Genomic DNA, 22,984 nt, shown 5'->3' on the forward strand with positions numbered 1-22,984 from the left:
GGCTACTGACCGCCGCCTGTTTGCTCGAGCCGCGCCTGGCGCTCCTTCGACAAATCGGCGATCCACTGCGGCTGCAGCATGTGCCAGTCGGCGGGATGGGCGGCGATGTTGGCGCCGAACTGGTCGGCCAAGGTCTGCGTCACGGCCCTGACGTCTCCCGACGAGGTGTCCAGCGGTGCGCTGATCGCGGTGACCGTCACGTCGGGTTCGTAGTACGAGTGCACGGGCAGCAGCGCGGCACCGGTCGCCATCGCCAGCTTGGCGGGTCCCGCAGGCAACCTCGTCGGTTCTCCGAAGAGGTCCACGCCAACGCCGGACTTGGTCAGGTCGCGGTCGGACATCAAGCACACCAGCCCGTTTCCGCGCAGCCGCTCGGCCAAGACCTCGAAGGGAGGCCGGGCGCCGCCGGTCAGGGGTAGGACCTCGAACCCGAGGCTCTCCCGGTAGTCCAGGAACCGCTTGTAGAGCGACTCGGGTTTGAGGCGCTCGGCCACGGTCGCGAACCGACCGTGGGTGTTGGTCAGCCACACCCCGGCCATGTCCCAGTTGCCGCTGTGCGGCAGCGCCAAGACCGCGCCGCGGCCCGCGTCGAGTGCCGCGGCGACGTGCTCACCGCCGACGGCTGCCGCGTCGAGCTTGCTGGCCAGGACCTGGTGATCCATCGACGGCAGTCGGAACGCCTCGCGCCAGTAGCGGGCATAGGACGCCAACGACGCGCGGATCAGGTCTTCCGGCACGTCGGAGGGTGCGACACCGACCACCCTGGCGAGGTTCTTGCGTAGCTGATCGGGACCGCCGCCACGTGCGGCGTACAGCGCTCCGGCCTGGAAGGCATTGCGGGCGGCGAACTCCGGCATCGCACGCACCAGTCGCCAGCCGGCGGCGTAGCCGAGGTCGGACAGCTGGCCCCCGCTCACGGCTCGCTCGGCTCTTCGGAGTCGTTCGTCGGCGGCGTGGCCCGCATGGGTTCCGTCGCCCCTGGCGAGGTGCGGACGGAGTGCAGTCGTTGCCCCAGCGTGACGACACTGGCCACGGCCAATGCCCACATGGCGACCTCGAGAAGCCACGGGACGTGCAGGAACGACACCCCGGACAGGCCCGCGCCGAGCAGCACGATGATGAGCCGCTCGGGACGTTCGATGAATCCGCCGTCGCCCTTGAGACCGTTGGCCTCGGCCCTGGCCTTGACGTAGGAGATCACCTGCGAGGTGACCAGCGAGATCATCGTCGCCACCGCGAGTGACGTGCTGTGGATTCCAAAGGTGGCCCACCACAACAGACCACAAAAGACGGCGCCGTCGCTGACCCTGTCACACGTCGCGTCGAGAACGCCTCCGAACGCGGTGCTGAACCCCCGCTCGCGCGCCATCGCGCCGTCGAGCATGTCGGCGAGGACGAAGACGAAGACCGCGAAGGCACCCCACCACAGCTGGCCGATCGGGAAAAGCGTCAGCGCCGCGATGACGGTCCCGGCCGTCCCGATGATCGTGATGCTGTCGGGGGTCAGCCCCATGCGCAGCGACGCCTTGGCCACCGGGCGGCTCAGCTTGGCGTACGCCGCCCTGGTCAAGAGGTAGAAGTCGCTCACGACTGCGCCGCCCACTCGTCTGCCAACAGCTGGCGGGTGTCGCGGAGCAACTGTGGGATGACCTTCGAGTCGCCGATGATCGTGATGAAGTTGGCGTCCCCGCCCCAGCGCGGCACGACGTGCATGTGCAGATGCTCGGCGAGGCTTCCGCCCGCCGAGTGTCCGAGGTTGAGGCCGACGTTGAAACCGTGTGGCCGGGAGACGGTCTTCATCACCCGAATTGCCTTCTGGGTGAAGGCCATCAGCTCGGCGCTCTCCGCGTCGCTGAGGTCTTCGAGTTCGGAGACCCTGCGGTACGGCACCACCATCAGGTGGCCGGGGTTGTACGGGTACAGGTTCAACACCGCGTACACGAGCTCGCCGCGCGCCACCACAAGACCGTCCTCGTCCGACATCGCGGGGATGTCGGTGAAGGGTTCCGAGGACCCGGCAGACCCAGCCGAGCCATCGGACGTCTTCGCCTCGGCGATGTAGTTCATCCGGTGCGGAGTCCACAGCCGCTGAAGGTGGTCGGGATCGCCGACGCCGCGGTCGGTGATCGTGTTCTCCGGGTCCTCTGTCACACCGTGACCAATTCCGCTGTGGGAGCCGCATTCTCGCGTCGGGCGATCCAGTCGACGATGGCCTCGACCGCCACGTCGCGCGGCACGCCGTTGATCTGGGTGCGGTCGCCGAACCGGAAGCTCACCGCGCCGGCTTCGACGTCGCGCTCGCCCGCTAGCAGCATGAATGGCACCTTCTGGTTGGTCTGGTTGACGATCTTCTTCGCCATCCGGTCGTCGCTGGCGTCCACGTCGACCCGGACACCCCTCGCCTTCAGTTGGGCGGCAACGTCTTCCAGGTACGGCACGAAGGCGTCCGCGACGGGGATGCCGACCACCTGGACGGGTGCCAGCCAGGCTGGGAAGGCGCCGGCGTAGTGCTCGGTCAACACCCCGAAGAACCGTTCGATCGACCCGAAGAGGGCGCGGTGGATCAGCACCGGCCGTTGCCGGCTGCCGTCCGCCGCGGTGTATTCCAGCTCGAAGCGTTCTGGCATGTTGAAGTCCAACTGGATGGTCGACATCTGCCAGGTCCGCCCGAGGGCATCTTTGACCTGGACCGAGATCTTTGGTCCGTAGAACGCCGCGCCGCCCGGGTCGGGCACCAGGTCGAGCCCTGATGCCTCGGCGACCTCGCGAAGCGTCTCGGTGGCCTCTTCCCAGTCGTCGTCGGAGCCGACGTACTTCTCGGGATCCTTGGTGGACAGCTCGAGGTAGTAGTCGTCGAGACCGTAGTCGGCGAGCAGGTCCAGAACGAAGCGCAGCAACGAGCTGAGCTCGTCGCGCATCTGCTCCCGGGTGGTGTAGATGTGCGAGTCGTCCTGGGTCATGCCGCGCACCCGGGTCAGCCCGTGCACGACACCGGACTTCTCGTAACGGTAGACCGAGCCGAACTCGAACAGCCGCAACGGAAGTTCGCGGTAGGACCGTCCGCGCGCCCGATAGATCAGGTGGTGCATCGGGCAGTTCATCGGCTTGAGGTAGTAGTTCTGGCCGGGCTTGCGCACCGTGCCGTCCTCGTTGAGTTCCTCGTCGACGTGCATCGGAGGGAACATGCCGTCGGCGTACCACTCGAGGTGACCCGAGGTGATGTACAGGTGTTCCTTGGTGATGTGCGGGGTGTTGACGAACTCGTAGCCCGCCTGCTCGTGCTTGCGACGCGAGTAGTCCTCGAGTTCACGCCGGATGATGCCGCCCTTGGGATGGAACACCGGCAGCCCGGAGCCCAGCTCGTCGGGGAAGCTGAACAGATCCAGTTCGACGCCGAGCTTGCGGTGATCGCGGCGCTGGGCCTCCTCGATCAGTTCGAGGTGATGGTCGAGCGCTTCTTGGCTCTCCCATGCGGTGCCGTAGATGCGCTGCAGACTGGCGTTGGCCTGGTTGCCTCGCCAGTAGGCCGCCGAGCTGCGGGTGAGCTTGAACGCGGGGATGTACTTGGTGGTCGGAATGTGCGGACCGCGGCACAGATCCCCCCAAATACGTTCCCTGGTACGAGGATTCAGGTTGTCGTACGCGGTGAGCTCGGCGCCGCCCACCTCCATGACGTCCGGGTCGCCGGACTTGTCGTCGATCAGCTCGAGTTTGTACGGCTCGTCGGCGAGATCCTCACGGGCCTCGTCCTTGGACGAGTACACCCGGCGGTCGAACAACTGGCCGTCCTTGACGATCTTCTGCATGCGCTTCTCGAGCGCCACGAGGTCCTCCGGGGTGAAGGCCCGAGGCACCTCGAAGTCGTAGTAGAAACCGTCGGTGATGGGTGGGCCGATGCCCAACTTTGCCTCGGGGAACAGACCCTGGACCGCCTGGGCGAGGACGTGTGCCGCCGAGTGCCGGATGACGCTGCGTCCGTCCTCGGTGTCGGCGGCGACCGCGGTCACCTCGGAGTCGACGTCGGGCGTCCAGGACAGGTCCCGCAGCTGACCGTCGGCGTCACGGACGACGACGATCGCGTCGGTGGCTCCTCGGCTGGGCAGGCCGGCGTCACGCACCGCCGCGCCGGCCGTGGTCCCGGCAGCGACCCGGATCGGGGCTGCTGGGGCAATGCTGGCGACGGCGGTCATCGGTGGGTCTCCTCGTCGGGGGGTTGAACTATGGGGCGTACGGCGCGTTGGACGCGACCATGGTATCGGGGTGGGTGTCGGGGTGAACGCTCAAGACCCCAGGCCGACGGGACTCTTCAGCCACGGCTCCTCGACACCGAACAGGCCTGCGGCGAAGCTGAGCGCCCCGAACAACCACAGCGTGGCGATCACGACGGCCGCGGTGAGGATGAAACCGAGCGCCTGCACCCACAGACCCTGCGCCTTGAACCAGTCCATCACCCGGTCGTAGCGCTTCTTGGTGTAGTGCAGGAGTCGATGGGCCCATTCGAATTCGGTCGCCAGGATTCCGAGTCCGAGGAAGACGATCGCCCATCCCGGCCCCGGGTACGGGATTGCGAGGATGCCGAGGCCAAGCACCACCAGGCCCACGACGCCGACCACGACGCGGTAGGTGAGGTCGTAGGCGCGTCGTTCGCGCAATCCGTCGCGCCACCGCGCCCAGCGGCGCTTGGCGTCACTGAACGTGCTCATGGTTGACCCGGCAGCAGCGTCAGGAACAAGGCCTCGGCTTCGCACAGCACGGCGTCGCCGTCCAGAAGGCGGCCGGTGAGGAAGATCTTGCGTCCGTCGATCCGGTCGATCCCGGCGTCCACTCGTAACTCCTTCTCCACCGGCACGATCTTGCGGTAGTCGACGTGCAGGAACGCGGTGCGTTGCCGCGGGCTCTCGCTGAGCTTGAATGCGGTGTAGCCAAGCAGCGAGTCGAACAGCAACGCCAATGCGCCGCCGTGCACCGCGCCGTTGCGGCCCAGGTGGAACCGGCGGAAGCGCGCCGTGCCTGCGACGTGGGCGTCGACGACCCCGATGTTCACCGGGACCTGCATGATGTTGCCTCGGTTGGGCAGGTCCATCCGCCGTCCCGACGGCGACCGCCACTCGTCGGCGTCATACGGCGCCAGCAGCGCGTTGACGTTCTCGATCAGGTCGGCCGCCTGTGTGACGACGTCGTCGGGAGCGTCGGCCCCACGGGTCAGATCCTGCAGCATGCGGACCGCTTCGACGAACCTCCCGTAGTCGGGACCGCCGCTGGTGGTCGGCACCGGCGGGTTGAACCCGCCGCCGGACTGCAGGTCTTGGGGGTCGGGGGCCACCCGCCCACCGTATTGCCTGCGTGGTTGCCGAGGCGTACCCGGTTCCTACTGTTCTGGCTCGCTGAGCGCGGCGAACTCCTCGTCGGTGAGCGTGACCTCGGCTGCCGACACGTTCTCGTCGAGGTGCGCGACGCGGGACGTGCCGGGGATCGGGATCATGACGGGTGACCGTTTGAGCAGCCAGGCCACGGCCAGCTGCGACGGCTTGATGCGGTGCTTGGAGGCGATGCGCTGCAGCGGGCCGCCGTCGGCGACCAGCGGTCCGGAGCCGAGCGGCGCCCACGGGATGAAGGCGATGTTCTGCGCCTCGCAGGCTTCCAGCAGTGGGTCGGCGCCGCGCTCGGCCATGTTGTAGCGGTTCTGTACCGAGGCGATCGGAGTGACCTTCTGTGCCGCCGTCAGCTGGTCGACGGTGATCTCGGACAGTCCGATGTGCCGGATCTTGCCCTCCTTCTGCAGCGCGGCGAGCTCACCGACCTGATCCTCGGCGGGGAACTTGGAGTCGATGCGGTGCAGCTGGAAGAGGTCGATGCGATCGGTGCCGAGCCTGCGCAGGCTCATTTCGACCTCTTGGCGCAGATAGGCGGGGAAGCCGAGCGGCGTCCACTCGTTCTCGCCGGTCCTCAGCAGCCCCGCCTTGGTGGCGACGACGAGGTCGTCCCGATACGGGTGCAGTGCTTCGCGGATGAGTTCCTCGGCCACGTACGGGCCGTAGGAGTTGGCGGTGTCGAAGAAGTCGATGCCGAGTTCGACGGCGCGACGCAGCACGCGGATGGCTTCGGCACGGTCGTCGGGCGGGCCCCAGATGCCGTTGCCGGTCAGACGCATGGTGCCGAATCCCAGCCGGTGGACGGTGAGATCGCCACCGATGGTGAACGTTCCAGATGCACGAGCGACGGGGTGCGTGGTCACGTGATCGACGGTACCGCTGAAATGGCATGGTGGGTTGGTGAAATCGAGCGAGCTCGCCGGCCTCCCGTTCACCTACCCGGAGGTCGGCGCCACGGCAGGCCCGCCGCCGGCCGGTTACCGGCATCTGAACGCCTCTGCGGTGATCGGGCATGGGCGGACGAGATTCGAGGAAGCCGCCGCGGAAGTGATGCGATGGGGCATGCTCCGCGGCGCCGGACTGCGGGTGGACGCGACGACGGAGGTGGCCGCCGTCGGGTCCGAAGTCGTCGTCGGGCTGGGCCCGGTGCGGGCGCCGTGTCGGGTGGTCTACGTCGTCGACGAACCCAATCGCCGCGGCTTCGCGTACGGCACGCTGCCGGGGCACGCCGAGACCGGCGAGGAACTGTTCGCCGTCCGGTACGACCCCGCCGACGAGACCGTCCACGCGGAGATCAGCGCGTTCTCCCGGCACGGCACGTGGTGGAGCAAACTGGCCGGGCCCTTCACCTCGCTGATGCAGCGGGTGGTGAGCGGGCGGTATCTTCGGGCGCTGTGAGCAAGGAGGGAGGGTGAACGAATCGTGAAGGTGCACCACCTCAACTGCGGAACCATGGACTCCCCCGGAGCGCCGACCATCTGCCACGTGCTGCTGCTCGAGACCGACAACGGCCTGGTTCTCGTCGATGCGGGGTTTGGCCTGCTCGACTGTGCAGATCCACGTCGCATCGGTCCGTCGCGGCGCGTGATCCGGCCTCGTTTCGACGTCGCGGAGACGGCAGCCCGCCAGGTGGAGGCGCTCGGTTTTCACCGCACCGACGTCCGCCACGTCGTCGCGACGCACTGCGACGTCGACCACGTGGGCGGTATCGCCGACTTTCCCGACGCCGCGATTCACGTCACCGCAGCGGAGGCCCTCGGCGTGCTGAAGGGACCGACGCGCATGGAGAGGTTCCGCTTCAGGTCGACGCAGTGGGCGCACGGACCGCACGTCGTGGAGCACGAACCCACCGGCGAGAAGTGGCGCGGCTTCGCCGCCGCCAAGGAACTCGACTCGATCGCGCCGGGCATCGTTCTCGTCTCGCTCCCCGGCCACACACGTGGGCACGCCTGTGTCGCGGTCGACGCGGGCCACCGCTGGGTGCTCCATTGCGGTGACGCCTTCTACTACGAAGGCACCCTGGACGGCCGATCCCGCGTCCCGTTGGGACTGAAGCTCTCCGAGAAACTCGTCGCTTATGATCGAAAGGCGGTGTACGACAACCACTCCCGACTCGCAGAGCTGTACGCGCACCGCGATCCCAAGCTGCTGATCGTCTCGGCCCACGACCCGAGGTTGCTGGCCAACGCGATCGCCACCGCCGTTTAGCGGGTGGGTGCGCGATACTGACGACATGCCTGATCGCAACGTGCTCGGTGGCCCTCTGGACCCATGCGGCACCGACCCACTCACCGGGTTCCACCGCGACGGCTGTTGTTCGTCGGGTCCCGAGGACGTGGGCGTGCACACCATCTGCGCCGTCGTGACCTCTGAGTTCCTCGACCACCAGCGCAGCATCGGCAACGATCTGACCACGCCGATGCCGCAGTATCGATTCCCCGGCCTGGTCCCCGGTGACCGGTGGTGCGTCACCGCCCCGAATTGGCTACGCGCGCAACGGGATGGCTGCGCCGCGCCGGTGGTGCTGGCAGCCAGCCACGAACGCACCCTCGACGTGGTGCCACTCGAGGTGCTGCGCGAGCACGCCGTCGACGTGCCCGACGACCTCGGTGGCCTCTAGCCATCCAGGGTCGGGGCCGTGACTTCGCATCACCGTGCGCCGATCTCTTCGCCTGCGGAAACCCGAGGCCAACACTGAGCCCGCAGGAATGCCCCGAGCGGGAGGGGACGTTGTGCTGGTGACCGTGACCGAAAGTGAGAACGTCCGTGCCCGGTAGCTCCGATCGACTTCATCTCGCCGTCGCACTCGACGGGACGGGATGGCATCCCGCGTCCTGGCGTGAGCCCGACGCCCGGCCCGCCGACCTGCTGACGGCCGGCTATTGGACCGACCTGATCGCCGAGGCCGAACGAGGTCTGCTGGACTTCGTCACCGTCGAGGACGGTTTGGCGTTGCAGTCCGAGCACCCACTGCGGACCGACGACCGAACCGACCGCGTGCGGGGCCGCCTCGACGCCACCCTGATCGCCGCACGGGTCGCACCCCGCACCAGTCACATCGGGTTGGTGCCGACGGTGATCGCGACCCATACCGAGCCCTTTCACGCCTCGAAGGCCGTCGCGACCCTCGACTACGTCAGCTCGGGCCGCGCCGGCGTGCGGATCCAGGTCTCCGCGAACCCGGCGGCCGCAGGGCACTTCGGCCGTCGGACCATGCCCGATCCCGACTTGCTAAGCGAGGCAGGCGATTACGTCGAGGTGATCCGAAGATTGTGGGACAGCTGGGAGGACGACGCCGAGATTCGCGACGTGACCACCGGCCGGTTCGTCGACCGCACAAAACTGCACTACGTCGACTTCGAAGGACCATGGTTCTCGGTGAAGGGTCCGTCGATCACCCCGAGGCCGCCGCAGGGGCAGCCGATCGTCGCCGCGCTCGGTCACGTCGACGCGGCCTACCGACTCATCGCCTCGAGCGTCGACGTCGGATTCATCACCCCTCACGACGCCGCGGAGACGACGACGATCGTCGAGGCGATCGCCACCCACCGCGGCGAGCAGCCACCGGTACGGGTCTTCGCCGACCTCGTGGTGTTCCTCGACGACACGACCGCCGCGGCACGATCCCGCCGGGATCGGCTCGACGAGGTCGCGGGACGAGCGCTGCGGAGCGATGCCGAAATCTTCACGGGGACGCCGGCAGAGCTGGCCGACCTGCTGGCGCAGTGGCACGACGCGGGCGCCGACGGGTTCCGGCTGCGGCCCGCTTCGCTGCCGCACGACCTACTCCAGATCACCGACGGACTGGTCCCGGAACTGCGTGCGAGAGGCGTGTTCCACGCCTCGTATGCGAGCCACAGTTTGCGTGAGTCACTCGGGTTGTCCCGACCCGCCAACCGGTACTCGACCGCCGCCACCTCTTAGGACTTCGCGATGACCAAGGCACTCAAGCAGATTCACCTCGCCGCCCACTTCCCCGGCGTCAACAACACCACGGTGTGGAGCGATCCCGCCTCCGGCAGCCACATCGACTTCAGTTCGTTCGTCCACTTCGCCAAGACCGCCGAGCGCGGCAAGTTCGACTTCATGTTCCTGGCCGAGGGGTTGCGCCTGCGCGAGCAGGGCGGCGAGATCTATGACCTGGACGTCGTGGGCCGCCCGGACACGTTCACGGTGTTGGCCGCCCTTGCCGCCGTGACGGAACGCCTCGGGTTGACCGGCACGATCAATTCGACCTTCAACGAGCCGTACGAGGTCGCACGGCAGTTCGCGTCACTCGACCACCTCTCCGACGGGCGGGCCGCGTGGAACGTCGTCACGTCGTGGGATGCCTTCACCGGAGAGAACTTTCGTCGTGGCGGTTACCTCGCCGAAGACCAGCGATACCAGCGCGCCGAGAGCTTCCTCGCGGCGGCGCACACGCTCTTCGACTCCTGGCGCGGTGACGAGGTCGTCGCCGACAAGGACGGTGGTGTCTTCCTCGACGACGCGTCCGCCGGGTCGTTCGCGTACTCGGACGAGCACTTCGACATCAGCGGCCGGTTCAACGTGCCCCGCAGCCCACAGGGCCGACCGGTCATCTTCCAGGCCGGCGACTCCGATCACGGCCGCGAATTCGCCGCCGCCTCAGCCGATGCCATCTTCTCCCGGCACGGAACCCTTGAGGACGGGCAGGCGTTCTACGCCGACGTGAAGGGCCGGCTCGCCAGGTACGGCCGTCGGCACGACCAACTGCTGATCCTGCCAGCGGCGACGTTCGTGCTTGGCGACACCGACGCCGAGGCCGCGGAGGTCGCGCAAGAGGTGCGACTGGCGCAGGTGTCGCCCCAGACCGCGATCAAGTTTCTCGAACAGCTCTGGAACCGCGACCTCTCCGACCACGACCCCGACGGTCCGCTGCCGACCGTGGACCCGGTGGTCGGCGAGAACACCATCGCCCGCGGCAGGGCCAGCGTGCGGATGTACCGCGACCCCGTCGCGACGGCGCACGAATGGCGCGCCAGGGCCGAGGCCGAGGGCTTGACGTCCAGGGAGCTGATCGTCGAGGTCACCGGGCGGCAGAACTTCGTGGGGTCGCCTCAGACCGTCGCCGAGCGGATCGACTACCTGGTCCAGGCCGATGCCAGCGACGGTTTCATCCTGGTCCCGCACGTCACACCCGGAGGTCTCGACGCGTTCGTCGACCGGGTGGTGCCGCTGCTGCAGGAGCGCGGGACGTTCCGGTCCGACTACGAGGGCACGACGTTGCGCGAGCACCTCGGGCTTTCGGCGCCCGCCAGGATCGAGGACGCCGCATCCGCCGTGTGAGGCGGAGCTTCCCTCGGACCGCGGTTTACGATCGGAGTTTGCCGGCCTGAAGCAAGGACACCGCGGTGCAGACGAACTCGGACGCCAGGACGTCACCCGTTGAGCCGGCAGGCACCAATCACACCCCGCCGTTTCGGGCCGCGCTTGTGCTCGGCGCGCTCGGGGTGGTCTTCGGCGACATCGGCACCAGCCCGATCTACACCCTGCAGACGTTGTTCGACCCCGCCGACCCCCACCCGGTGCCGGTCAGCGTCGACAACGTGTACGGCATTGTCTCCCTGATCTTCTGGTCGGTGATGATCATCGTCACGTTGACCTACATCACGTTGGTGATGCGCGCCGACAACGACGGCGAGGGCGGCATCATGGCGCTCATCACGATGCTCAAGCACGGGGTGGCGTCCCGCGGTCGGCGGACTGCGGCGGTGCTCGCGGCACTGGGGTTGTTCGGCGCGTCGTTGTTCTTCGGCGACAGCATGATCACGCCGGCGATCTCGGTGCTGTCGGCGATCGAGGGCATCAAGGTCGTGACACCGGATCTTCAGGACTGGATCGTGCCGATCACCGCGGTCATCATCGTGTGCCTGTTCATGGCTCAGCGCTTCGGCACGGCCAAGGTGGGCCGGCTCTTCGGGCCGGTGATGATTCTGTGGTTCCTGTCGATCGGGGGGTTCGGCATCGGGGGAATCGTCGACCACCCGGAGATCCTGAGGGCCGTCTCCCCCACCTATGCGCTGTCGTTCATGTTCGGGCACTTCCACATTGCCTTCTTCGCGCTCGCGGCGGTCGTCCTCGCCGTGACGGGCGCCGAAGCCCTGTACGCCGACATGGGGCACTTCGGTCGGCGGCCCATCACGCTGGCGTGGCTCTTCATCGTCCTTCCCGCCTGCATGCTGAACTACTTCGGTCAGGGCGCGCTGATCATCGGCGACGAACGCAACGTCAGTGCACCCTTCTTCCTGCTGCTACCCGGCTGGGCGCGGCTGCCCATGGTGTTGCTCGCCACCGCGGCCACCATCATCGCGTCCCAGGCCGTGATCACCGGGGCGTTCTCGGTCGCCTCGCAGGCCGCGAAACTCGGGCTGCTTCCCCGGCTGCGCATCGTGCACACGTCGGCGTCGGCGTACGGGCAGGTCTACGTTCCCGCGATCAACTGGATGTTGATGGTGTCGGTGCTGATCCTGGTGTTCGCCTTCGAGAGTTCGGCCAAGCTCGCCTACGCCTACGGGATGGCCGTCATCGGGACCATCACCATCGTCACGTTGCTGTTCTTCTACCTGGCCAGGACGCGGTGGGGCACGCCACTCTGGATGGTCGTCATCGGCGGCGGTGCACTGTTGCTAGTGGACGCGCTGTTCCTGGCGGCCAACTTGACCAAACTGGTGCACGGCGCCTGGCTGCCGCTGCTGATTGCCGTCGCGGCCTGGACGGTCATGATGACCTGGGAGCGTGGGCGCAAGCTCGTCACGGCGGCACGGGAGCGAGCCGAGGGGCCGTTGACCGAGTTCATCGAAGGGCTCTCCCAGTGCGAGCCGCCCCTGTCCCGGGTTCCCGGCACCGCCGTCTTCCTCAACCGAGGCAAGGAGACGGCTCCCCTGGCGATGCGCGCCAACGTCGAACACAGCCACGTACGCCACGACCACGTCGTGATCATGACCATCGAGACCGAGCCGGTGCCGCGCATCCCCGAGGATCAGCGGACCGACGTCGACGCCCTCGGTTACGCCCAGGACGGAATCGTCCACGTGACCGCACGATTCGGCTACATGGAACCCGCCGACGTCCCAGCCGCACTGCGGCTGCTCACCCCGGAGGAGACCGAAGGGGTGATCGACGTAGACCAGGCGTCCTACTTCCTGTCCAAGCTGGAACTCGACGCCGGACCGGAACCCACCATGGCCCCGTGGCGCAAGAGGTTGTTCATCGCGACGTCGTACCTCGCGGCCGACGCGGCCGACTTCTTCCACCTGCCCCACGACCGGACGGTGGTCATGGGTTCGCGCATCGAATTCTGAGGGCGGTCAGGAGTTTTGCGGCACGGGAGACGGCTGCGTCCGTAACACCGGGGGGCGCAACCGTTCCGGCAGGGCCCGCAGGATCGCGGCGACCACCGCGACGACGCCAAGCGCTCCCGCCACGACCAGCGCGACGGGAATGCCGGGGAAGACGTTCTCCAGCAGCATGTAGACGCCGAAGAGGAGGAACAGGGCGGCGGCGGAAATCTGAATCAGCCGCTCGGGCAGGTGCTTTCCCGCAATCGCGCCGACCACGATGGCGAGCCCGTCGGCGGCGACCATGCCGAGGGTTGAGCCGATCCAGACGCCAATCCAGTCGTGATCGGCGGCGAGGGTGATCGTCGCGATCATCGTCTTGTCGCCGAGCTCGGCGAGCACGAAGGCGGACATGACGACGAAGAAGGCTGGCGCCGTGGCCTTTTGGGCCCGACTGGCGTCGGCGTCGGTGAGCTTGTCGCCGCGCAGGGTCCACATGGCGAAGAAGACGAACATCAGTCCGGCGATGATGCCGAGCAGATGCGTCGGAAGGGCGGCCCCGAGGTAGTGGCCGATGGCGACCGACAGAACGTGCACGAGGGTGGTCGCCGCGGTGATGGCGGCGAGCACCACCCACCACTTGTAGCGAAGCGCGAACATCATCGCCATCAGTTGAGACTTGTCACCCATCTCGGCGACGAAGATCACGGCGAAGCTGAGCAGCAGAGCGGCGAGCACCCATCACTCCTTGGTCGGTGGGTGTCGCGGGGGTACGTAATACGTGCCTCCGGCCGACGAACCCAATGGTCACAACGGCCGAAGGTCTCGCCCACCGGTCGAAGGACCGGTCCTGGCAACCGGGCGGCGCGAGCGCTGCCAGCATGTCGACTGCCAGATTGGGGGCTACTCCCCTTCGTTGCCACCACCCTACCCGTCGGCCTCCCGGCGATGCAACTCGAAGTGATCGAAAACCCAACGCCCTCAATAAGTTTGGGCACCAGGGGCGACAAAGTTCGGGAACCCGGATCTCGCCGAGCAGCAAAGCCGCAACGAGCGTGACGGCCACGGTTCGGCCCGACTTCGGGCAATGTCACGGGAGGGCACGGTGGGGCGCCCGCGACGGCTGAGACCCATGTGACGCAGAGTGGCACGACGATCGGCCAACGCCTGCGCGTCCCGCGGAGCGCCGTCGGCGGCGTGCCCTATCTTGAAGCCCTATCTTGGACCGTCGACGGAACACAACGAGGAGGACATCAGGTGGACGACGCCGCGGCTGCATCCTTCGCGACGGCAGCCGAGCTCCTCGACGTCAACCGCGACATCCAGGGTTCGCCGACCATCCGACTGTTGGCGACTCTCAACCTCGGCGTGTACGGCACGTTGATGGAACGCCACCTCAGTGACGGCGTGGTCGGCGAGACGGACCTGGTGGTCCGGCTGGAACGCGACCTCGACGACCTGGGACGCCCCGGCGGCGAGCAGTCCGGCCTCGCGCTGATCAAGTCGTGGGCCAGCCAGGGGTGGCTGCACCGCGTCGCCGACCAACGCGCGGGCGTCGAGCGCAACCTCTGCTACCTGACGCAGGACGCCCGCCGGGCGTTGGACTTCCTCCGCGGCATGCGCCGCAAGGACACCATCGCCACCGGAGGCTCCATCAACGGCATCGCCTCCCGGCTCAAGCAGGTGGCCCTGCGGGTCGGCAACGACCCCGACCGCATGCGCGCCAGCATCGAATCCGAGATCGCCGCCTTGCACGCCGCGCTGGACGCGCTCGATCGCGGCGACGACGACGTGGCCCGTCCCGAGCCCGACCTCACCGACGTCTACGACGAAGCCCGGGCCATCGCCCTACAGATGGAACGGCTCATCACCGACATCGGGCAGTACGGAACGATGATCGAGCAGGCCACCGCCGCGCTGGACGAGCCGATCGACAGCAATCTCGAGTACCGCGACCGACAGCGCCAGATGTACGCCGACTACCAGGCCGCCTGGGACTCCAAGGGCCGCGACTCGCACCGCGCCTTCCTGCGGATGGTCAACGACCCCGATCAGCGCGCGGAATTCGAAGCCGACGTCGCCGCCGTCGCCGAGGCGCTGCCTGCGCTCGACCCGGCCCTGCGCAAGGTGATGGCCAGCTTCTTCGAACTGGTCGGGCACCAGATCGACGAGGTCGAACGCATCCAGCAGCGCTGCGCCCAGCGGGTGAAGAGATTCACCGCGTTCGGCACTCTCGAACAGAGCCGCGGCGTGGCTCGTCAGCTCAACGAGGCCATCGGCGCCGCCCGCGCCCTGCTGAAGTCCTCTCTCACCGACTCGCGGATCGACCTCGAGTTGCCGTTGGCCCGGCACGCGATCAGCTCGGTCGGCGCGCTGAGCTTCCGCATCGGCGACCTGTCCAACCCGCGACCCGCCCAGACCGCGAGCACCGAGGTCGACCTGTCCAGCTTCTCCGCGCTCACCACGCAGGTCGACGCGCCCGCCATGTCGGAACTCATCAACACCGCGATCACCGAGGGCCCACTGTCCCTGCCCGCCGCCGTCGAGATGCTCGACGCCGCGTACCTGGGCCACGTCATCGTGCTCTGGTCCTGGGCCCTCAAACAGCCCGACACCGTCGGGGCATCCGAATCCGTCACGGTCCGCTTCCAGTCCCTGGACGGACGCGACCGTGAAATGGAGGTTCCACACCTGATGTTCACCGAACCGATCTCCAGCCTGCTGGGAGCAGCCTCGTGAACCAATCCGTGCCCTCCCCCGACGACTACGCGGGGTTCTCTTCGCTGCCCGAGGTCGACCAGACCGCCCGGCCCCCACACCAGCGCAAGCCACGCTTCGACGGTGACGTCAGCGAGCTGCCCGACCGCGCGTGCTGGGCGTTGCAACACCTGCTGACCCGGCGCTACATCAGCGCCGAGACCGAGCGCGATCTGTACACCTGGGTGCTGGAGTACCGCAGTCAGCTCACCGTCCGACTCTCCGAACTCGACCTCGTCCTGAAGGTGGTCGACGGGGTGGACGTCGCGTTCGTCGAACAAGCCCGGTACGAATCCGCCCGCGGGGTCAAGCTGTTGCGCCGCGAACCGCTTGGCACCTACGACTCGATCCTGGCACTGCACCTGGCCCAGATGATGCGCGCCTCGGGCGATCACAGCGTGCTGATCAGCCGCGACGAAGTGCACGGCTTGTTCGCCGGCGTGCTCAACGACGTCGACCGCGACGTCGTCACGTTCACCGCGAGGATCGACGGCGCGATCGCGCGGCTTGCCTCACTGGAGATTCTGCGCAAGAGCCGCGACGACGAGGACAGCTACATCGTCAGTCCCGTCATCACCGCCGTCATGACGGCGTCGGTGATCACCGAATTACAACAACAGTTCGAGTTGCTCCTCAGCGGTGGCAGCACGGGTCTGCCGAGCGAAGTGGACGTGTCACTGGATGTCTGAGCAATTTCACCTGTCCCGCCTTCAGGTGATCAACTGGGGCGTATTCGACGGGTACCACTCGATCCCGTTCAGCGAAGGCGGCGCCTTGATCGCCGGCGCGTCGGGCAGCGGCAAATCGTCACTGCTGGATGCGATTTCGCTGGGATTCCTCCCGTTCAACCGGCGCAACTTCAACGCCTCTGGTGACAACTCAGCGGCCGGGTCCAGCGCGGGGCGCCGCACCGTCGACAAGTACGTTCGCGGAGCCTGGGGGCAGCGCAGCGAGGCTGGCGCCAGCAAGGTGATGTACCTCCGTGGCGACGGCGCCGCATGGTCCGCCGTGGCCGTCACCTACACCAGCAACACCGGCCGCGCGGTGACGGGCCTGGTGCTGAAATGGCTTACCGGAGAATCACGTTCGGACTCCTCAAGCCGATTCGTGCTGGCCGACGGGGACCGCGACGTCGAGGACGTCTGCAACCGGTGGGCCTCGAGCCGCTTCGACGCGGGCGTGTTCAAGGACAATTGGCGTTTCTCGACCAAGGTCGAGTCGCAGTATCTCGCGCAGCTCTACGCGACCATCGGCATCCGCGCGTCCGACGCCGCCCAACAGCTGCTCGGAAAGGCCAAGTCGCTCAAGAGCGTTGGCGGACTCGAGCAGTTCGTCCGCGAGTTCATGCTCGACGAGCCAGGCAGCCTCACCCGCCTCCCCGACGCGCTCAAGCAGATCGACCCACTGGTCGACGCCCGCGAGTTGCTCGCCGTGGCGCAGCGCAAGCGCAAGATCCTCGGCGACATCGAGAAGATTCAGCAGCGCTACGGCTCGGAGTCCTCCGACCTCGGCATCATCGACCTCGTCGACGCACCGATGGTGCGGGCCTACACCGACCACCTCAGGCTGTCGCAGGCACCCGTTCAGATCGAACAACTCGACGCCACCATCGACCAGCTCGGCAACGAGTACGAGGACGTCACCCGGTCGCTGAACCTCGCCAAGGCCGAAGCGGATTCGCTCAACGCGCAGATCAGCGGATCCAGCGCCAGCATCGGACCGCTGCAGTCCCAGGTTGCCGCGGCCGAGGCGCAGGCCGAGGAGGTCTCCCGCCGCCGGGCCGCCTACGAGGCGATGCTCGCGCCGCAGGACGTCGACGTCCCGGACACCGCCGACGAGTTCTGGAATCTGCGTGAGGAACTCAGCACCCAAGCCAACGAACTCCTCGCCAAGCTGGACCGCGGCCGGGAAGCGTCCACCGACGCCGAGTACGCGCAGAAGCTCGCGCGGATCGCCCGCGACGACGCGACCAAGGAACTGCGCCGGGTCGAGCACGTCGGGTCGGCGTTGCCCGAGTCGGCCATCACGATGCGCGACCACATCTGCGCAGCCGTCGGCGTCGAGTCCAGCGAACTGCCCTACATCGCCGAGCTGATGGACCTGCGGCCCGAGCACAGTCGCTGGCGCGTCGCGGTGGAGAAGGTGCTGCGCGGCGTGGGACTGCGGCTGCTGGTACCCGACAGCCACTACGCGGCGGTGCTCCGATTCGTCAACGACACCAACATGGGCGGGCGGCTACAGCTGCATCACGTCCGCGCGAAGTTCGTGGGCGCGCCACCCGTGGACGCCGAACCAAACACGTTGGCGGGCAAGCTCTTCGTCGTCGACGTGTTGCACCCCTGTGCCGCCGAGGCGGCCGACGTCGTCACCGCAGCCGGTGACCACGTCTGCGTCGACGTCCCGGACGTGTTCCCGCGCTTTCGGCGCGCGGTCACCGACACCGGCTTGTACAAGGACTCCGATCGGCTGTCGATCAAGGACGACAGGCGCCCACTTCGACAGGCCGACTACATCTTCCAGGGTGACGTCGCCGCCAAGATCGACGCGCTGACCGTCGACTTGGCCGCCGCCGAGGAGGCCTATCATCAGGCCCGCAGCGCCGCCGACGCCATCGCAGCGGAGCGCCAGCAGTGGCGCGACCGCGCTGCGGCGTGCAAGGCGATCTGCGAGCAGTTCCCGCAGTGGAATCAGGTCGACACCGAGTCCGCCGACGGGCACGCCGAACGGCTCCGCGACCAGTACGAGCTGCTCATGGCCGAACACCCCGACATCGAGGCCCTCAACGCACGGGCCGACGAGTGTTGGGACGAGATCCAGTCGCTCATGACTCGCCGCGGCACGATCCAGACCCGCCGCGACGACCTCGACAGCCGGCGGACCCGGCTGCTCGAACTGGTCGAACGGCTCACCCCGGCGTTCGTGTCGGAGCCGTTGACCGACCTGCTGAACCGTTACGCGAGCGACGTGCCGGTGACGTTGGAGCTGCTCAACCCCGAACCACACCGGGATGCCGTGTTCACCGCGATCCGCCGCGAGCGCGAACAGCTCCGCGAAAGCCGCAGGCGCTCCTACGACGAGCTCGCCCGCATCCTGAACACCTTCGACACGGCGTTCCCCGATGCCATCCCCAACGACAGCGACGCCTTCGACGAGCGCGTGCACGACTACGTGGCGCTGTGCCGCCACATCGACGAGCGGGAGCTTCCGGAGGCCTACGAGCGGATGATGCGGCTCGTCACCGAACAGGCACCCGATGCGATCCTCACCCTGCATCGGGTGGCGGAGCAGGAAACGCGGCGCATCAGCGAGCAGATCAAGCGGGTGAACACCGGCCTTGGCGCGGTGGAGTTCAACCGCGGTACCCGGCTGACACTGCGGGCCACGCCGCGCAGCTTGACCGCAGTCGCGGAGCTCACCGACATCGTGAAGGCCATCTCACGACGAATCGCCGAGGTCGGTCTTGGCGACAAGCAGGCGATCCTCGATCAGTACGCCGACATCCTGCGGCTGCGCAACCGGTTGGCGTCCACCGCACCCGAGGACAAGGCGTGGACCCGCGACGCGCTCGACGTGCGCAACAGGTTCACGTTCGACTGTGCCGAGTGGGACGTCGCCACCGAGGAGCTGATCCGCACGCACAGCAACGCCGGCGACAATTCCGGTGGCGAGCAAGAGAAGCTGATGGCCTTCTGTCTTGCAGGTGCGCTGAGCTTCAACCTGGCGAACCCCGAGCAGCCCGGATCTTCGGCTGCCGCCGAGGGGCACGACAACCGGCCGGTTTTCGCGCAGCTGATGCTCGACGAGGCGTTCTCCAAGTCCGATCCGCAGTTCGCGCAGCAGGCGTTGCAGGCGTTCCGCAAGTTCGGCTTCCAGCTCGTCATCGTCGCGACGGTGCAGAACGCCACCACCATCCAGCCCTACATCGACAGCGTGGTGATGGTGTCCAAGGCCGACGCCACCGGCCGCAACGCCCGACCGGTCGCGACGGTGGCGACCAAGACCATCTCGGACTTCACCGCACTGCGACAGGACATGATGGCCTCCGCCGCCGCGGCCCGGGTGCCTGCGACGGTCTGACTGCCGGTTAGCAGAACGATTCACCCGCCGCAAGGGCCGGACGGAGGAGTCAGGGCCGGGAATTGGCGGCCCGTCGGCTGATTCGGCCGGCGCAGCCACACCGAAGACTCAAGGGGTCAGCTCAGTGACCCACAGCCTTCGGAGGAAAACCGTGTCATCCCCCTCTCGCCGACGATTCCTCGTCGGTCTCGCGGCGAGCCCGGTCGCTTTGGCACTGTCGTGCTCGGCGACCGCCACGCCGCGCCCACCGATGGACGACGAGGTCCTCCGCCGCCGCCCACTGCCGATCCCGCCACTGGCGGACTCGACCGTCGACGACGAGGGCACGAGAACCTTCAGGCTGCGGGCCGCACCGGGGACCACCTCCATCGTGGCCGGAACGACCACGGCTACCTGGGGTTACAACGGTTCAGTGCTCGGACCCACCCTGAGGGCCCGCGACGGGGAAGCCGTTGCGGTGGAGTTCGAGAACGCGCTGCCCGTAGCGTCCACCGTGCACTGGCACGGCATGCATCTGCCTGCCCGGTGTGACGGTGGCCCGCATCAGACCGTCGCCCCTGGCGGACGCTGGCGCCCGGCCTGGACGATTCGACAGCCCGCGGCCACGCTGTGGTATCACCCGCATCCGCACGGGGAGACGGAGAAGCACCTGTATCGAGGACTCGCCGGCCTGTTCATCGTGGACGACGACGCCTCGCCCGACGCACTGCCCCACGAATACGGCGTCGACGACATTCCGCTGATCGTCCAGGACCGCAAGTTCACCTCGACCGGCGCTCTTGACGAGTCCGACGCGACGGACGTCGGCCTGCTCGGAGACACGATCGTCACCAACGGCATTGCGGATGCCTACCTTTCGGTGCGGTCGGAGAGGGTCAGACTCCGCATCTTGAACGGCTCCGGCGGCCGGTTGTACAACCTGGGCTTCGCCGACGATCGGGAATTCCATCTCGTCGCCAGCGACGGAGGCCTGCTGGCGGAGCCCGTCGCGGCCCGACGCGTTCAACTGAGTCCCGGCGAGCGGGTCGAGATCGTCGTCGCCGTAAACCCCGGGACCCCCGCGTTGCTGAAGTCCTTTCCGATCGAGGCGCGGGCCGGGCTGCCCTCCCGCAAGGCACATCAGTTCGGAGTCGACGACTCCTTCGACGTGCTCGAGCTGCGGCCGCACCGGACACTGTCGTCGAGCTCAGCCCTGCCTGCGGTCCTGACGCACCTCCCCGCCCCCGTGGCGTCCCACGCCCAGACGGCGCGATCGTTCGACCTGCAGTGGCACATGATCAACTCGCAGCGGATGGACATGAACCGCGTCGACTTCTGTAGCACGGTTGACACGGACGAGGTCTGGACCGTGCGCAACGTCGACGACTGGCCGCACAACTTCCACGTCCACGACACCCAGTTCAGGATCCTCGACGTCGACGGCGAGGCACCCCCCGCCGCGCTCGCGGGTTACAAGGACACCGTGTACACCCCTCCGGGACAACGGTTTCGGCTCGCACTTCGGTTCTCGGAATACACCGACCGGACCTACCCGTACATGTATCACTGCCACCTCGCGATGCACGAGGATCAGGGGATGATGGGCCAGTTCCTCGTCCTCGCCCCCGGCGAGGAGCCCGCGCAGGAGCAGATGGACATGCCCGATCACGCCATGCGCTGATACCCGTGGACTGCCAACTGAACTCGGTTGGCCGATCCGGTCTTCTCCATCAGGTTCGCGACGTGGGTCTTCACCGTCGTGACTCCCAGATGGAGTCGGTCGGCGATCTCCTGGTTGGAGAGACCTTCCACGACCAGTGGTAGGACGTCGAGCTCGCGCGCGGTGAGCGGGTCCGCGGGTGGCCCGGTGGGCGCGGCCGCGTCGGCGACCTCGGCATCGGTGACCCTGGCGACCAACCGCCGCAACAGGTGCGGCGACAGCGAATAGTCCCCCCGCGCAGTGCGACGGATGGCGTCGACCAACTCTGCCGGACTGGTGTCCTTCACCAGGAATCCCGCCGCACCGGCGGCGAGCGCCGGGTACAGGTGGGCGTCGTCGTCAAAGGTGGTGAGCGCCAACACCTTAGACTCCGGCCTGGCCGACATGACGAGGCGAGTGGCTTCGATGCCGTCCAACCCCGGCATCCGCAGATCCATCAGGATGACGTCCGGAACCAGTTCGAGCGCCGATTTCACCGCCTGTTCTCCGTCGGCGGCCTCCCCGACCACGTCGAGGTCCGGGGTCGACTCGCACAGCATCCGCAGCCCGGCCCGAACCAGCCTTTGGTCGTCGACGATCAGCACGCGGATCGCGGTCATCGCGGTACCTCCGCGGAGGTCGGGGACGGCGGCAGCCACGCCTCGACCACCCAGTCGCGCGGAGTGCGCCGGACCTCGAACCGGCCGCCGACGCGGTCCAGCCGTTCCGTCATCCCGATGACTCCGTGCCCCTCGGCCGAAGGCGAGGAGCCCGGTACGACTCCACTGGTGACGCGGACCGAGACGCCGCCATCCCGTCCCTCGACGTCCACCTCGACGGGCGTCGACGGATCCGCGTGCTTCATCACGTTGGTGAGTGCCTCCTGCGTCACACGCAGCAGGGTGAGCCGTGCGATCGCGTCCAGTCCGGTCAGTTGACGATCGATCCGCGAGACGACGGTGAACCCGGCCGCGCGGGCTCGCGCGACGGCCGCGTCGACCTCGGCCCACACCGCCTCGGGTTCGATCATCGCGATCTCACCGAGGACCGGATCACGCAGCGCCACCTGCAGACGCCGGATGTCGGCAAGCGCGTCCGCGGCAGTGGAGTGGACGTCGGCGAGCACCGTGACCACCCGCGAATCCAGATCCTGGAACACGTGCTCGGCAACGCCAATCCGCACCACGATCGAGGCCATGTGATGCGCGACGAGGTCGTGCAGCTCACGCGCCATGGCCGTGCGCTCCTCGGCCCGCACGGCGAACTCCGTTGCCACCCTTCGTGATTCAGCATCGGCTACCCGACCTCGCAGGGTGGCCGCAAGGCGCCGCTGGCCACGTAGATAGAGGCCGAGCAAGATCGGTAGGCCGACACCGGCGACGAGCGTCACCGCGTTGGTGGCACTCCATAGCGCACCGTAGGCGTCCAGCCAGTTGCCAAGGAGCAGTGCCGTCAGCCACGTCACGGCCACCACGACGACGGCTCGATTCCGGTCGCTTCGCGCCGCGACGTCCGCGACGGCCACGGCGCCGAGGTAGGGCACCAGGCCGGACAAGCCCCAGGCCTCGGTAGCGAACAACGGCACCGCCAGGGCCGACAGGACGAGCGACGCCGCCACGGGCCACCACCGTCCGGCGGCGAAGGTGACGGCGGCCGCGATCGCGAGCGCCCAGTACGCAGCCGAGACGTGGAAACGTCCGGGGAACGTACTCGCCGCCAACATCACCGGCACCAACAACAGTGGTGCCAGTCGAATCCCCCACTGGACCCGGGCTGCGTGCGACGTCACCCCAGGCTCGATC

20 protein-coding genes are annotated in these 22,984 nt (G+C 67.7%); 10 read left to right on the top strand and 10 right to left on the bottom strand.

The features are described 5' to 3' along the window. Positions 1–2: 2 nt before the first annotated feature. The 7 genes from B1790_RS14170 to B1790_RS14200 all read right to left on the bottom strand — a co-directional run bounded on the left by B1790_RS14170 (position 3) and on the right by B1790_RS14200 (position 6,235). Positions 3–917: a phosphatidylinositol mannoside acyltransferase gene (locus tag B1790_RS14170; protein ID WP_079923864.1), complete on the bottom strand. Its 915-nt coding sequence runs from the start codon at positions 915–917 to the stop codon at positions 3–5. Next, positions 914–1,588, bottom strand: coding sequence for a phosphatidylinositol phosphate synthase (gene pgsA, locus B1790_RS14175; protein ID WP_079923914.1), 675 nt, complete (start codon positions 1,586–1,588; stop codon positions 914–916). The genes B1790_RS14170 and pgsA overlap by 4 nt, the downstream gene beginning before the upstream one ends. After that, positions 1,585–2,151 carry an HIT domain-containing protein gene (locus B1790_RS14180; RefSeq protein ID WP_079923865.1) on the bottom strand — a complete coding sequence of 189 codons (567 nt, stop codon included), beginning with the start codon at positions 2,149–2,151 and terminating at the stop codon, positions 1,585–1,587. The genes pgsA and B1790_RS14180 overlap by 4 nt, the downstream gene beginning before the upstream one ends. Beyond that, positions 2,148–4,190 (bottom strand): threonine--tRNA ligase, encoded by a 2,043-nt coding sequence (gene thrS / locus B1790_RS14185; protein WP_079923866.1) that lies wholly within the window; start codon positions 4,188–4,190, stop codon positions 2,148–2,150. Before thrS ends, B1790_RS14180 begins: the two co-directional genes overlap by 4 nt. A gap of 90 nt (positions 4,191–4,280) precedes the next feature. Continuing rightward, the gene (locus tag B1790_RS14190; protein WP_079923867.1) at positions 4,281–4,703 is read right to left on the bottom strand and encodes a TIGR02611 family protein; all 423 of its coding nucleotides are present in this window, start codon (positions 4,701–4,703) and stop codon (positions 4,281–4,283) included. Further along, on the bottom strand, positions 4,700–5,323 hold the full coding sequence (locus B1790_RS14195; protein ID WP_079923868.1) for a PaaI family thioesterase: 624 nt from the start codon (positions 5,321–5,323) through the stop codon (positions 4,700–4,702). The genes B1790_RS14190 and B1790_RS14195 overlap by 4 nt, the downstream gene beginning before the upstream one ends. A gap of 45 nt (positions 5,324–5,368) precedes the next feature. Then, on the bottom strand, positions 5,369–6,235 hold the full coding sequence (locus B1790_RS14200) for an aldo/keto reductase (protein ID WP_079923869.1): 867 nt from the start codon (positions 6,233–6,235) through the stop codon (positions 5,369–5,371). Between the two features lie 37 nt (positions 6,236–6,272). Between B1790_RS14200 and B1790_RS14205 the strand changes: the two genes are divergently transcribed. The 6 genes from B1790_RS14205 (at position 6,273) to B1790_RS14230 (ending at position 12,694) form a co-directional block, all read left to right on the top strand. After that, positions 6,273–6,770 (top strand): DUF1990 domain-containing protein, encoded by a 498-nt coding sequence (locus tag B1790_RS14205; protein ID WP_079923870.1) that lies wholly within the window; start codon positions 6,273–6,275, stop codon positions 6,768–6,770. A gap of 24 nt (positions 6,771–6,794) precedes the next feature. After that, positions 6,795–7,580, top strand: a complete 786-nt coding sequence (locus tag B1790_RS14210; RefSeq protein ID WP_079923871.1) for an MBL fold metallo-hydrolase — start codon at positions 6,795–6,797, stop codon at positions 7,578–7,580. Positions 7,581–7,605: 25 nt separating this feature from the next. Beyond that, entirely contained in the window at positions 7,606–7,992 is a 387-nt protein-coding gene (locus tag B1790_RS14215) for a DUF2237 family protein (RefSeq protein ID WP_079923872.1), read from the top strand. Between the two features lie 134 nt (positions 7,993–8,126). Next, positions 8,127–9,296, top strand: a complete 1,170-nt coding sequence (locus B1790_RS14220; RefSeq protein WP_233165114.1) for an LLM class flavin-dependent oxidoreductase — start codon at positions 8,127–8,129, stop codon at positions 9,294–9,296. Between the two features lie 9 nt (positions 9,297–9,305). Continuing rightward, the gene (locus B1790_RS14225) at positions 9,306–10,679 is read left to right on the top strand and encodes an NtaA/DmoA family FMN-dependent monooxygenase (RefSeq protein ID WP_079923874.1); all 1,374 of its coding nucleotides are present in this window, start codon (positions 9,306–9,308) and stop codon (positions 10,677–10,679) included. 146 nt (positions 10,680–10,825) lie between these two features. Next, entirely contained in the window at positions 10,826–12,694 is a 1,869-nt protein-coding gene (locus B1790_RS14230; protein ID WP_079923915.1) for a potassium transporter Kup, read from the top strand. Between the two features lie 6 nt (positions 12,695–12,700). Here the strand turns inward: B1790_RS14230 and B1790_RS14235 are convergent, their stop codons facing one another. After that, on the bottom strand, positions 12,701–13,408 hold the full coding sequence (locus tag B1790_RS14235) for a TMEM165/GDT1 family protein (protein ID WP_079923875.1): 708 nt from the start codon (positions 13,406–13,408) through the stop codon (positions 12,701–12,703). Between the two features lie 519 nt (positions 13,409–13,927). On the opposite strand from B1790_RS14235, the gene B1790_RS14240 reads away from it, so the two are divergent. The 4 genes from B1790_RS14240 to B1790_RS14255 all read left to right on the top strand — a co-directional run bounded on the left by B1790_RS14240 (position 13,928) and on the right by B1790_RS14255 (position 21,164). Then, complete coding sequence (locus tag B1790_RS14240; RefSeq protein WP_079923876.1) at positions 13,928–15,409, top strand: DUF3375 domain-containing protein; 1,482 nt, start codon at positions 13,928–13,930, stop codon at positions 15,407–15,409. Beyond that, positions 15,406–16,116, top strand: coding sequence for a DUF4194 domain-containing protein (locus B1790_RS14245; protein ID WP_233165115.1), 711 nt, complete (start codon positions 15,406–15,408; stop codon positions 16,114–16,116). Before B1790_RS14240 ends, B1790_RS14245 begins: the two co-directional genes overlap by 4 nt. After that, a complete protein-coding gene (locus B1790_RS14250) occupies positions 16,109–19,504 on the top strand; it encodes an ATP-binding protein (RefSeq protein WP_079923877.1) in 3,396 nt (1,131 codons plus the stop codon). Before B1790_RS14245 ends, B1790_RS14250 begins: the two co-directional genes overlap by 8 nt. A 151-nt stretch (positions 19,505–19,655) precedes the next feature. After that, positions 19,656–21,164, top strand: a complete 1,509-nt coding sequence (locus B1790_RS14255; protein WP_079923878.1) for a multicopper oxidase family protein — start codon at positions 19,656–19,658, stop codon at positions 21,162–21,164. Here B1790_RS14255 and B1790_RS14260 read toward each other — a convergent pair. Continuing rightward, a complete protein-coding gene (locus B1790_RS14260) occupies positions 21,149–21,802 on the bottom strand; it encodes a response regulator transcription factor (RefSeq protein WP_079923917.1) in 654 nt (217 codons plus the stop codon). The two genes, B1790_RS14255 and B1790_RS14260, sit on opposite strands and share 16 nt — an antisense overlap. Then, positions 21,799–22,971: a sensor histidine kinase gene (locus B1790_RS14265; RefSeq protein WP_233165116.1), complete on the bottom strand. Its 1,173-nt coding sequence runs from the start codon at positions 22,969–22,971 to the stop codon at positions 21,799–21,801. Before B1790_RS14265 ends, B1790_RS14260 begins: the two co-directional genes overlap by 4 nt. Positions 22,972–22,984: the final 13 nt, after the last annotated feature.

Source organism: Mycobacterium sp. AT1 (genome assembly GCF_002043095.1).
In the GTDB taxonomy this organism is placed as follows: domain Bacteria; phylum Actinomycetota; class Actinomycetes; order Mycobacteriales; family Mycobacteriaceae; genus Mycobacterium.

Bases quoted from the DNA above. Each gene is read 5' to 3' on its own strand.
- thrS (WP_079923866.1), bottom strand. From the start codon at position 4,190: ATGACCGCCGTCGCCAGCATTGCCCCAGCAGCCCCGATCCGGGTCGCT.
- B1790_RS14190 (WP_079923867.1), bottom strand. From the start codon at position 4,703: ATGAGCACGTTCAGTGACGCCAAGCGCCGCTGGGCGCGGTGGCGCGAC.
- B1790_RS14215 (WP_079923872.1), top strand. From the start codon at position 7,606: ATGCCTGATCGCAACGTGCTCGGTGGCCCTCTGGACCCATGCGGCACC.
- B1790_RS14260 (WP_079923917.1), bottom strand. From the start codon at position 21,802: ATGACCGCGATCCGCGTGCTGATCGTCGACGACCAAAGGCTGGTTCGG.
- B1790_RS14250 (WP_079923877.1), top strand. From the start codon at position 16,109: ATGTCTGAGCAATTTCACCTGTCCCGCCTTCAGGTGATCAACTGGGGC.
- B1790_RS14225 (WP_079923874.1), top strand. From the start codon at position 9,306: ATGACCAAGGCACTCAAGCAGATTCACCTCGCCGCCCACTTCCCCGGC.